The 11,328-nt window shown below is 70.2% G+C and carries 10 protein-coding genes; 3 read left to right on the forward strand and 7 right to left on the reverse strand.

The genetic code is table 11. From position 1 onward, the window contains the following. Positions 1–45: 45 nt before the first annotated feature. Entirely contained in the window at positions 46–543 is a 498-nt protein-coding gene (locus FNH24_RS22555) for a DUF3145 domain-containing protein (protein ID WP_152364503.1), read from the forward strand. Between the two features lie 226 nt (positions 544–769). Beyond that, on the forward strand, positions 770–2,458 hold the full coding sequence (locus tag FNH24_RS22560; RefSeq protein WP_281351081.1) for a BCCT family transporter: 1,689 nt from the start codon (positions 770–772) through the stop codon (positions 2,456–2,458). 74 nt (positions 2,459–2,532) lie between these two features. On the opposite strand, the gene FNH24_RS22565 is transcribed toward FNH24_RS22560, so the two are convergent. Further along, entirely contained in the window at positions 2,533–3,468 is a 936-nt protein-coding gene (locus FNH24_RS22565) for a DMT family transporter (RefSeq protein WP_161606267.1), read from the reverse strand. A gap of 71 nt (positions 3,469–3,539) precedes the next feature. On the opposite strand from FNH24_RS22565, the gene FNH24_RS22570 reads away from it, so the two are divergent. Continuing rightward, positions 3,540–4,448: a LysR family transcriptional regulator gene (locus tag FNH24_RS22570; protein ID WP_161606268.1), complete on the forward strand. Its 909-nt coding sequence runs from the start codon at positions 3,540–3,542 to the stop codon at positions 4,446–4,448. Positions 4,449–4,503: 55 nt separating this feature from the next. Here FNH24_RS22570 and FNH24_RS22575 read toward each other — a convergent pair whose 3' ends face one another. The 6 genes from FNH24_RS22575 to FNH24_RS22605 all read right to left on the reverse strand — a co-directional run bounded on the left by FNH24_RS22575 (position 4,504) and on the right by FNH24_RS22605 (position 11,143). Beyond that, positions 4,504–5,760 (reverse strand): beta-ketoacyl-[acyl-carrier-protein] synthase family protein, encoded by a 1,257-nt coding sequence (locus tag FNH24_RS22575; protein WP_152364507.1) that lies wholly within the window; start codon positions 5,758–5,760, stop codon positions 4,504–4,506. A 99-nt stretch (positions 5,761–5,859) separates the two neighbouring features. Next, positions 5,860–6,105, reverse strand: coding sequence for an acyl carrier protein (locus tag FNH24_RS22580; RefSeq protein WP_152364508.1), 246 nt, complete (start codon positions 6,103–6,105; stop codon positions 5,860–5,862). Positions 6,106–6,204: 99 nt separating this feature from the next. Continuing rightward, entirely contained in the window at positions 6,205–7,215 is a 1,011-nt protein-coding gene (locus FNH24_RS22585; protein WP_152364509.1) for a beta-ketoacyl-ACP synthase III, read from the reverse strand. After that, entirely contained in the window at positions 7,212–8,180 is a 969-nt protein-coding gene (locus FNH24_RS22590) for an ACP S-malonyltransferase (RefSeq protein WP_152364510.1), read from the reverse strand. The genes FNH24_RS22585 and FNH24_RS22590 overlap by 4 nt, the downstream gene beginning before the upstream one ends. A gap of 140 nt (positions 8,181–8,320) precedes the next feature. Then, positions 8,321–8,800 carry a VOC family protein gene (locus tag FNH24_RS22595; protein WP_343031910.1) on the reverse strand — a complete coding sequence of 160 codons (480 nt, stop codon included), beginning with the start codon at positions 8,798–8,800 and terminating at the stop codon, positions 8,321–8,323. A gap of 147 nt (positions 8,801–8,947) precedes the next feature. Then, complete coding sequence (locus FNH24_RS22605) at positions 8,948–11,143, reverse strand: bifunctional SulP family inorganic anion transporter/carbonic anhydrase (protein WP_152364512.1); 2,196 nt, start codon at positions 11,141–11,143, stop codon at positions 8,948–8,950. Positions 11,144–11,328 lie beyond the last annotated feature (185 nt).

An 11,328-nucleotide genomic window follows, 5' to 3' on the forward strand; every position in this document is an offset into this window, starting at 1 on the left:
TCGGGGAAGGCAGCCCTCTGGCGCCGGTAAGCACTGGGAGGATCAATGAGCACAACTCGTGGCGTCCTGTACGTCCACTCTGCGCCCTCGGCGTTGTGCCCACATGTCGAGTGGGCCGTCGGAGGCGTGTTCGGCACGCCCGTGCGGCTGGATTGGATTCCGCAACCGATCGAGCGGGCGAGCTACCGTACGGAATATTCCTGGTCGGGTGCTGCGGGCACCGCCGGGAAGCTGGCCAGCGCCCTCAAGGGCTGGCAGCGACTGCGGTTCGAGGTGACCGAGGAAGCGACCGCGGGCTCGGAGGCCGAGCGCTATTCCTACACGCCCACCCTCGGCGTCTTCCACGCCATCACCGGGCTCCACGGCGACATCATGATCCCCGAGGACCGGATCAAGCACGCCCTGGCGACCGCCTCCCTCGGCCGCCGCGACCTCACCGACACCCTGAACGAGTTGCTCGGCAAGGCCTGGGATTCCGAGCTCGAGCCCTTCCGGTACGCCGGTGACGGGGCCCCGGTGCGCTGGCTGCACGAGGTCGTCTGAGGCATTCCCGAGCGGGGAGTTTGCGGATCGGTCGTCGAACCGACAGGGTGGAAAGGCTTCCGCGGCCGGGCTGGCCGGCCGTGCTGGACCACCAGAATGGAGGGGGCGGCACGCATCGCGTCGCTGATTCATACCTGTGACTGATCCCAGTAATCCCCACGTCAAAAGAAGACCCAAAGGCCCACGCAAGGGAGGCGATGCCGCCCGGCGGGTCGTCCACCCGGCGATTGCGGATCCGCCCGGGCCACCGAACCAATCCAACCTCAATCTGGACAAGGTCGTCTTCGGCGTCGCGGCCGTGCTCGCCCTGGCCTTCTGCATCTGGGGCTTCGCCAATCCGATCGGTCTCGGCACCGCCTCGTCGTCCGCCCTGGAGTGGATCGAGACGAACATCGGGTGGTTCTTCGTCGTCGTCGCCACCGGGTTCGTGGTCTTCGTGCTCTGGCTCGCGGCCGGCAAGTTCGGCCGGATCCCGCTGGGCCGAGACGACGAGCGACCGGAATTCAAGACCGTCTCCTGGGTCGCGATGATGTTCAGCGCGGGAATGGGCATCGGGCTGATGTTCTTCGGCGTCAACGAGCCGCTGACCCACTTCGTCGAGCCCCCGCCGGGGACGGCGGAGGCGGGCACCGACGCTGCCCTGCAGACCGCGATGGCGACGACGCTCTTCCACTGGACGCTGCATCCCTGGGCGATCTATGCGGTGGTCGGGCTGGCGATCGCGTACGGCACGTTCCGGCGCGGCCGCAAGCAGTTGATCAGCTCGGCCTTCGCACCGTTGTTCGGCAAGAAGCAGGCGGAGGGCCCGGCCGGCAAGGTGATCGACATCCTGGCGATCTTCGCGACCCTGTTCGGCTCGGCGACCTCGCTCGGGCTCGGCGCGTTGCAGATCGGCAGTGGGCTGGAGATCGTCGCCGGCATCGGCAAGGTCGGCAACGGGATCTTGATCGCGATCATCGTGTTCTTGACGATCGCGTTCGTGCTGTCCGCGGTTTCCGGGGTGGCCAAGGGCATCCAACTTCTGTCCAACATCAACATGGTGCTCGCCATCGTGCTGGCGGCGTTCGTCTTCGTGGTCGGCCCGACGATCTTCATCCTGAACCTGATTCCGACCGCGGTGGGCAGCTACTTCTCCGACCTGGCCGAGATGGCGGCCCGGACCGCGGCCAGTGGCGGCGACCCGATGGCCGAGTGGCTGCAGGGCATGACCGTCTTCTACTGGGCCTGGTGGATCTCCTGGACGCCCTTCGTCGGTGTCTTCATCGCCCGGATCAGCCGCGGCCGGACGATCCGGCAGTTCGTCTCCGGCGTCCTGCTGGTGCCGAGCCTGGTCAGCCTGATCTGGTTCTGCGTCTTCGGCGGTTCGGCGATCTTCCTGCAGCGGTCGGGCGTCGATATCGCCTCGCAGGCCTCCACGGAGGCGCAGCTGTTCGGGATGCTCGGCCAGCTGCCACTGCCACAGGTCACCGCCGTCCTGGTGATGATCTTGGTCGCGATCTTCTTCGTCTCCGGCGCGGACGCGGCCTCGGTGGTGATGGGGACGCTCTCGGAGAGTGGATCGATCGAGCCGAGTCGGTGGACGGTGATCTTCTGGGGTGTGCTGACCGGTGCCGTCGCCGCGGTGATGTTGATCATCGGTGGCAAGGACGCCTTGTCCGGGTTGCAGAACGTGACGATCATCGCGGCGCTGCCGTTCGCGGTGGTGATGGTCGGGCTCGCGATCTCGCTGACCAAGGATCTGCAGCACGATCCGCTGATCCTGCGCGACAACGTGAGCACCGAGGTGATCGAGAAGGCCGTGGTGACCGGTCTGACCAAGCACGGCGAGGACTTCGAGGTCGTCGTCGAGGCCACGTCCCCGGACGGGACGTCGGAGCGGGTGGGCGTCAAGGTCAGTACGGATGACCATCGCTGAGCCGAGCGACTGACCCGACCTAGTCGGACCGCGCCCCCGGAGCTGCCGTGAGGCGGCCCGGGGGCGCGATCCGTTCAGGCGGCCCCTGGTCGGCGCCGCTGCCAGACGCCGACCAGCAGGCCGGCCGCGACGAGGGCCAGGCCGACGAAGCCGAACGGGCCGGGCAGTTCGGCGCCGAGCACCAGGCTGGCGGCGAGGGCCCCGACCGGGCTGAAGGCGTAGAAGAGGCCGGACCGGGCGGCGCCGAGGCGGGGTAGCGCCACGTACCAGGCGGCGTTGGCGCCGATCGAGACCGCCAGGGCGAGGAAGAGCAGGGCTAGCAGCTCCTGCGACGCCTGGGGGACCGCGACGAAGGCGGCCGGGCCGTCGACGATCAGGGCACCGGTCGTCAGCACGATGGCACCGGAGACGGCAGCCCCGGTGGTCGCGGCGAAGGTGCCGAACCGCCGGATCAGCCGCACCGCTAGCAGGGTGAAGGCGAGTTCGCAGCCGAGCGCGCCCAGGCAGAGCAGGATGCCGGTCGGCGACGCGGCGCCGGCGCCGGTGGTGATGCCGGTGCCGACGGTGACGATCACTGCCCCGACCAGCACCTGGGCCGAGGGGCGGCAGCGGACCAGCAGCGGTGCGACGACGGCGAGCAGCACCGGGGTCGCGGCGAGCACCGTGCCGACCAGCGCCGGAGCGACCTGATACGACGCGGCCACCAGGAACAGGTTGAAGCCGGCGATGCCGAACAGGCCGAGCAGGCCGAGGTCGAGCAGGTCGCGCCGGGTCGGTCGGATCCGCGGCAACCGGCGGCTGATGATCATGGCCGCGATCAGCACCGCGGACGCGATCAGATAGCGGGTCGCCTGGCCGGTGACCACGGGGATGTCCCGGATCGTCGAGGCGACCGGGGCGGAGGTGCCGATCAGGAACAGTGACAGGGCGGCCGCGGCCGAGCCGGTCAGCCGGGAACGGCCTGCCGAGCGGGTCTCGGTGGCGGTGAGGGTCTGGGTTGTTCCGGTCACGCTTTCAGCGTGCCCGCGTTGAGCCTTTAGCACCAGCAATGGCTCATGGGGTCAGTGTTAAGCTGAGTTGCATGCTCGACCTGAGACAGCTTCGCGTGCTCTCGGCCGTCGCCGAGTCCGGCTCGATGACCCGGGCTGCTGAGCGGCTGTCGTACACGGCGTCGGCGGTGTCGCAGCAGATGGCGGCCCTGGAGCGTCAGGTGGGCGCCCCGCTGCTGGTCCGGCACGCCCGCGGCGCGCGGTTGACCGAGGTCGGCCGGGTGCTCCGTGAGCATGCCGAGGCGGTCGACGAACGGCTGCGAACGGCCGAGCGGGAGGTGCGGGACCTGATCGAGCTACGCGCCGGCAGGCTAAGACTCGGAGCTTTCGCCAGCGCGGCGTCGCGCCTGATCCCGGACGCGATCACCGAGTTCCGGAGGCGGCACGCCGACATCACCCTGAGCCTCGACATCCTCGACCCGGTCTTCGCGGTAGAGGCAGTGACCGCCGGCCGGCTCGACCTGGCCGTGGTCTTCGACTATCCGCCCGGCCCGACCCTCGACGTCGGCGACCTGACCCGGGAGGTGCTGCTCGACGATCCCGTCCTGGTCGCCGTACAGCCTGGGCATCCTTGCGCGGACAAGCCGGTGGTCAGTGTCGCCGAGCTCTCCACCGAGCCGTGGATCCGGGATTGCGGACCGGACCCGATGTGCCGGGACATGCTGGACCGCTTCTGCCGCGAGGGCGGCTTCAGCCCGACGATCGCGTTCGAGGCCGACAACTACCTGACCATCGGCCGGCTGGTCGAGGCGGGCGTCGCGGTCGCGCTGGTGCCGGGCCTGGCCGCCGATCAGATGCCCGAGGGCGTCGCCCTCCGACCGCTCGCTCCCGCGGTCAGCCGCCGCGTGTCTGCAGTCTTTCGGCCGGGCGCCACGCCGAGCGCGCTGCAGATGATCTCCGTGCTGCGTACGTCCTCGCCGGATCGGTTGTCCACCGGCTGATCGATCCGTCAGATCCGCTGCGACACGCCGCAGAAACGGCCGCGGATGTGACGGGTCAGCGGGTGGCTAGGGCGTTGGTGAAGGCGATGGCGACGTTGTGGCCGCCGAAGCCGAAGGAGTTGTTGATACCGGCGAGGTCGCCGGCGGGGAGGGTGCGGGGCTCGGTGGCGATGTCGACCTCGAGGCCGGGCTCCGGGTTGTCGAGGTTGATCGTCGGCGGGATGGTGCGGTGGTGCAGGGCGAGCAGGGTGGCCATGGATTCCAGGGCGCCGGCGCCGCCGAGCAGGTGGCCGGTCATCGACTTGGTCGAGGTGACGATCGCGGTGGTGTCCTGACCCAGGGCTTCGCGGATCGAGCGGGCCTCGATGCCGTCGCCGGTCGGGGTCGAGGTCGCGTGGGCGTTGACGTGGACGACGTCGGCGGCCGACAGCTCGGCCTCCTTCAGCGCCTTGATCATCGCCACCGCCTGGCCGTGGCCGCTGGTCTCCGGCGCGACCATGTCGAAGGCGTCGGCGGTGATCCCGGCACCGGCCAGTTCGCCGTAGATCTTGGCGCCGCGGGCCTGGGCGTGTTCGAGGCTCTCGATCACGAACATGGCCGAGCCCTCGCCCATCACGAAGCCATCGCGGTCGGTGTCCCACGGCCGGGAGGCGCGTTCGGGCTCGTCGTTGCGCCGGCTCATCGCCTGCATCTGGCCGAAGGAGCCGATGGTCATCGGGTGGATCACGGCCTCGGTGCCGCCGACCATCACGATGTCGGCCCGGCCGAGCCTGATCATGTCCAGGCCGAGGGCGATCGACTCGTTGCTGGAGGCGCAAGCGGAGATCGTGGTGTGGACGCCGGCCTGGGCCTTGATCTTGAGGCTGATGTTGGCCGCCGCGGCGTTACCCATCAGCATCGGTACGGCGAGCGGGCTGACCCGGCGGACGCCCTTGTCCCGCAGCGTGTCCCAGTTGCCGAGCAGCGAACCGAGGCCGCCGATGCCGGTGCCGACGGCGACGCCGAGCCGCTCCGGATCGATCGGGTTGTCATCACCGAACGTGTAGCCGGCATCGGTCCAGGCCTGCTCGGCGGCGATCAGCGCGAACTGGGCGTTGCGGTCCAACCGGCGGGCGGCGACCCGGTCCAGGATCTCGGCGGGATCGACGGCCGCCCGGGCGGCGATCTTGACCGGGAGCTCCTCGACCCAGTCGGCTTCGAGCTTGCCGACCCCTGACCGGCCCGCCAGCAGTCCGTCCCAGGTGCTGGCGACGTCCCCGCCGAGCGGGGTGGTGGCTCCGAGGCCGGTGACAACGACACGGGTGCGAGACATGAGTCGGGGATCGCCTTTCTTGATCAACTGTCCGGGTGCGAGTTGGTCCGTGGGCCGGGGCGGGGTGGTGCCGCGGCCCACGGACCGGCGCGTGCTGGGTTAGGACGACGCGCGCTCGATGTAGGCGACGGCGTCGCCTACGGTGCGGAGGTTCTTGGCCTCCTCATCCGGGATACTCACGCCGAACTTCTCCTCGGCGGCGTAGATGATCTCCACCATCGACAGGGAGTCGACGTCAAGATCATCCGTGAACGACTTGTCCAGCGCGACATCGTCGGCCGGAACGCCGGCGACCTCGTTGACGATCTCGGCGAGGTCGGCGCGGATCTCTTCGGTGGTGGCCATGTGCTGATGGTCTCCTAGGTTCGGACATGCTGGTTGGACATGCATATTGATGGGGTGTTGCGGTCGCGGCCGGCCGGTCGGGTGGCCGCGGGATCGGCGTCAAGGAAGGACGATCACCTGCCCGGCATAGACCAGGCCGGCTCCGAAGCCGATGATCAAGGCGGTCTGACCGCTGTGGGCCTCGCCGGATTCGAGCAGGGCTTCCAACGCGAGCGGGATCGAGGCCGCGGAGGTGTTGCCCTGGTATTCGATGTCCTTGGCGATCACCACCCGGTCGGGCAGTTTGAGCGCCCGGAACATGGCGTCGACGATCCGCAGATTCGCCTGGTGCGGCGCGAACACGTCGATCTGGTCCGGCCCGACGCCGGCCCGGTCCATCGCCTCCGCGGCGACCTTCGCCATGGTGTACGAGGCCCAGCGGAACACCGGGTTGCCGTCCATCCGGAGCGTCGGGAAGTCCTGATGGTTGACCCCGGTCTGCCGGGCCGCGACATCGAACGCGGCGGTCTGGGTGATCAGATCGGCCTGATCACCGTCGGAGCCCCAGACCACCGGACCGATGCCGGGCTCGTCGCTCGGGCCGACCACGGCCGCGCCGGCCCCGTCGGCGAACAGGAAGGCGGTGCCGCGATCATGCTTGTCGGTGATGTCGCTCAGCCGTTCGGCGCCGATCACCAGGACGTGCCGAGCGGTGCCGGTCCTGATCATGGAATCGGCCATCGCGATCCCGTAGCAGAAGCCGGCGCAGGCCGCGGAGATGTCGAACGCGGCCGCTCCCTTGGCCCCCAGCTCGGCGGCGATCCGGGTGGCGATCGCCGGAGTGGCATGGAAGTGGGTGACGGTGGAGACGATCACCACGTCGATCTGTCCGGGGGCCAGCTCGGTCCGGGCCAGCGCCGCCCGGCCGGCCGCGACGGCCATGGCCTGCACGGTCTCGTCCGGCGAGGCCCAGCGGCGTTCCTTGATCCCGGAGCGGGTCTGGATCCACTCGTCGGAGGAGTCGATCATGGTGCAGATCTCGGCGTTGGTCACCGATCGCCGCGGCCGGTAGCCGCCGACGGCGTAGATCTTGGAGTGGGCGGCGCCCTGCGTCACCTGAAGTCCGGTCATCCTGCTGCCTCCGTACCGACTGCGGGCCCGGCGGCCGCATCCCCGTGTTGGTCGATGAAGGCACGCGCCTCCGCGAGCTGGTCGGGCGTGTTCAGCGCGAACAGCTCGACCCCCTTGAGATTGCGCTTGGCGATCCCGGTCAGGGTGCCGGCCGGCGGCAATTCCAGCAGGCCGGTGACGCCGAGGCCGGCCATCGCCTCCAGGCACAGGTCCCAGCGCACCGGCGCGGCCACCTGCCGGACGAGGCGGTCCAGCACCTCGCGGCCGTCGCCGACGACCTGGCCGTCGGCGTTGGACAGCAGCCGGGTCCGCGGGTCCTGGGTGGCGATGCCCGAGGCCAGCTCGGCCAGCCGCGCCACGGCGGGCTCCATGTGCACGGTGTGGAAGGCGCCGGCGACGCTGAGCGGGATCAGCCGGGCCCGCGGCGGCGGGTCGCCGGCGAGCGCCGCCAATTGCTCCGTGGTGCCGGCCGCGACGATCTGTCCGGAGCCGTTGTTGTTGGCCGGGGTCAGCCCGTGCCGCTCGATCGCGGCCAGCACCTCGTCCGGCTTGCCGCCGATCACGGCGGTCATCGAGGTCGGCCGGGCCGCGCTCGCCGCGGCCATCGCCTGGCCGCGCTCGGCGACGAAGACCATCGCCTGCTCCGAGGAGATCACGCCGACTCCCGCCGCGGCGGTGATCTCACCGACCGAGTGCCCGGCGACGACGCCGATCCGGGGATAGGCCTGCGCGGGATCGGGGAACAGTTCGGCCGCGGCCAGCAGTCCGGCCGCCACCAGCAGCGGCTGCGCGATCGCGGTGTCCCGGATCGTGTCGGCGTCGGCCTCGGTCCCGTAATGGGCGAGGTCGGTGCCGCTGACTTCCGACAGCTTGCTCAGCCCGGCCGCGAACCGTGACTCCTCGAGCCACGGATTCAGAAAACCGGGGGACTGGGCACCCTGTCCGGGCGCGACGATCGCGAGCACGGACTCAACTCTCTCCCGTGCGCCCCCGGAACTCCGTACGGGGACCCGACGAAACTCCCGCCGACTGCTTGTGGGAACCCTACAAAGCGGCGCTTCGCCGGGTGACGCCGCTCACCCGGCGGGCGGCTCGGAGCGGTAGCTCAGCGGCTCTCGTTGAATCGCACCGTGTTTCCGGCCGGATCCCGGAACACGCAGTCCCGTACGCCCCAGGGCTGCTCGGTCGGTTCCTGTTCGATCTCGGCGCCGCTCTCCCGTACGCGCGCGAACGTGCCGTCGAGATCGTCGGTGCCGAGGATGATCCAGCCGTAAACGCCCTTGGCCACCAGCGATTCGATGGCGCCGCGCTCGTCCTCGGTGATCGAGTCGTCGGTCACCGGTGGCGCCAACAGGATGGACGTTTCGGGCTGGCCGGCCGGACCGACGGTGAGCCAGCGCATCGTGCCCTGGCCGACGTCGTTGCGGAGCTCGAACCCTAGTGTCCCTCGCCAGGGATCCGTTGCATAAGTCGGTGGGATGAAGTGGTGAGCTGCAAGGCGGAGGAGGAAGGCGTACCGGGTCGTACGGCGACTGACGACAACGCGGCAGATCGCCGCTTCAGCGCGCCGAATTATGTGACGGATCCCTGGCGGGGGGCACTAGCACGTCGCGATAGAACGTCAGCGAAGCCTCAGGATCCTTGTGGGGCAGGAATGTCGTCTGAATGGTGATCTTCATGTCAGCCACCGTGCCAGGTCGTCACCGACCCGGCTTCTCGATTCCTGATCGATCTACCCCTCGTCGAGGACCGAAGCGTGGGCCCGGTCCGGCAGGGCGGTCAGGTACGGGGCTTCGGGCCGGACCAACCGGGTCGACGCCGTGCCGAGGTCGAACCACAGGCCGATCAGCTCGAGCTCCCCGTTGTCTTCGGCCCGGCGGACACAGTCGAAGCTGCGCAGGTTCCGCAGCTGGACGGCGACGTTGGCGACCGAGAGTTTGTCCGCCGCGGCGAGCGGACTTCCGGTGACCGGGTCGACGAGCCCGGGCATCCGCTCGGCCCGGCGCAGCGACGGCTCGAAGTGGCCCAGCCAGGATCGCAGACCGGATCCGGCCGGCGCGGTCCGATGCAGCGCCGCCGCGGCCGCGCCGCAGTGCGAGTGGCCGCAGACGACGATGGACGCCACGCCGAGCACCTCGACGGCGTACTCGACGGCCGCGCTGACCGAATCGCCGCCGGACCCCTGCCGGGGCACCAGATTGCCGATGTTGCGGACGCAGAACTGGTCGCCCGGTCCGGTGGTGGTGATCAGGTTCGGCACGATCCGGGAGTCGGCGCAGGTCAGGAACAGTTGCGTCGGCCGCTGGCCGTCGGCGGCGAGCCGGGCCAGCACCGGCCGGATCTCCTCGGCCCGCTGCTCGAACTCGCGGATCCCGTCCAGGGTGGTCTCGGTCCGCGGCCGGCCGGTGGCGAGCCGGCCCAGCCCGGCCAACCAGCGGAGCCGGCTGGAGTTGCCGCGCAGCGCCGTGAGCAGGGCGGCCTCGTCGAGGTGGACGGTGCCGCCGCGGGCGAGGTGTCCGCGGCGCCAGTCCTCGATCGCCTCGTACGCGGCGTGATCGAGATGATCGATCTGGAGCTCGACCCGGGCGGTCGCTCCGGCCGGCACGGTGCGCAGGGTCCGGATCAGGGCTGCGACGCCGAGGAACACCAGCGAGCCGTCGAGTCGTACGGTCCAGATCCCGTCCCGCTCGGTCGCCGCGACGCTCGACCGAGCCAACCGGTAGAGCACCCGGGCGAGCGCCAGCACGAGACCGGCGAGCACTCCCTCGGCCAGCCCGAGCACGGCGACGCCGAGGCCGGTGACCAGATAGACCAGCAGTTCGTCGTGCCGGCGCAGGGTCCTGATGTGGGCGAGCTGGATCAGTTTGATCCCGGTGACCAGCAGCACACCGGCCAGGGCGGCCATCGGGATCCGCTCCAGCAGGGCGCCGGCGGCGAGCACGAACGCGGCGATCCAGACCCCGTGCAGGATGGCCGACGCGCGGCTCCGGGCGCCGGCGGCGACGTTGGTGGAGCTGCGCACGATCACGCCGGTGACCGGCATCCCGCCGAGCGCGCCGGAGATCGCGTTGGCGGCGCCCTGGCCGACCAGTTCCCGATCAAGGTTGCTCCGCGGCCCGCGGTGCAGCTTGTCCACGGCGACCGCGGAGAGCAGCGACTCGACGCTGGCGACCAGGGCGACGGTGAGCACACCGATGGTGATCTCCAGCGGCCCGCCGGTCGGCAACGCCGGCGGGATCAGGCTGCGCAACGGATCGTCTGGCAGGTCGACTCGGTCGACGGGCAGCCACAGGGCGGCGGAGAGTACGGTCACGGCGACGACCGCGACCAGCGGCCCCGGGACGGCCCGGGCGCGCGGGATCCGTGGCCAGATCACCAGCAGGGCGACGGTCAGCACCCCGATCAACACCGACGGCGGATGGTGGCCGATCACCTGACCCGGCAGCTCGGCCAGGTTCTTGATCAACGAGCTCTGCGGCGAGCCGCCGAGCACCACGTGCAGTTGCTGGAACGCGATCGTCAGGCCGATCCCGGCGAGCATGCCGTGCACGACGGCCGGGGACAGCGAGAGGGCGAGCCGGCCGATCTTGGTGATCCCGAGCAGGATCTGCACCAGCCCGGCGGCGCAGGTGATCGCCGCGGTCGCGGGCCAGCCGAACTGGCTGACCAGCCCGGCGACGATCACGGTCAGTCCCGCGGCCGGACCGCTGACCTGCAGCACCGAACCGCCGAGCGCGCCGGCGACGACTCCGCCGACGACCGCGGCGATCAGGCCGGCGATCAGCGGCGCACCGGAGGCGGCGGCGATGCCGAGCGAGAGCGGGATGGCGATCAGGAAGACGACCAGGGAGGCCGGCACGTCGTGCCGGACGATCGAACGCCACGCCCTCGGTTCGGGAGCGTGGTCAACAGTGGTGGGTGCAGGCATCGGCACAGGTCCCATCGGCATCGGTGTCGCAACATCGATTCGTCGCCGCGGCGACGTGTCGAACTGGATCGTGTCGGTGTCCGTCGAATGATCACGACGGAACGATCCGTCGTCAGACGATCAGGGGATGCTTCCGGCCGCGCCGATGCGCCACGAGGTCGTACAAGATCATCGGGGGCCTCCCG

The sequence above is a fragment of the Microlunatus speluncae genome (assembly GCF_009299835.1).
Lineage (GTDB): Bacteria > Actinomycetota > Actinomycetes > Propionibacteriales > Propionibacteriaceae > Microlunatus > Microlunatus speluncae.

Bases quoted from the DNA above. Each gene is read 5' to 3' on its own strand.
- FNH24_RS22555 (WP_152364503.1), top strand. From the start codon at position 46: ATGAGCACAACTCGTGGCGTCCTGTACGTCCACTCTGCGCCCTCGGCG.
- FNH24_RS22570 (WP_161606268.1), top strand. From the start codon at position 3,540: ATGCTCGACCTGAGACAGCTTCGCGTGCTCTCGGCCGTCGCCGAGTCC.
- FNH24_RS22575 (WP_152364507.1), bottom strand. From the start codon at position 5,760: ATGTCTCGCACCCGTGTCGTTGTCACCGGCCTCGGAGCCACCACCCCG.
- FNH24_RS22580 (WP_152364508.1), bottom strand. From the start codon at position 6,105: ATGGCCACCACCGAAGAGATCCGCGCCGACCTCGCCGAGATCGTCAAC.
- FNH24_RS22585 (WP_152364509.1), bottom strand. From the start codon at position 7,215: ATGACCGGACTTCAGGTGACGCAGGGCGCCGCCCACTCCAAGATCTAC.
- FNH24_RS22605 (WP_152364512.1), bottom strand. From the start codon at position 11,143: ATGCCTGCACCCACCACTGTTGACCACGCTCCCGAACCGAGGGCGTGG.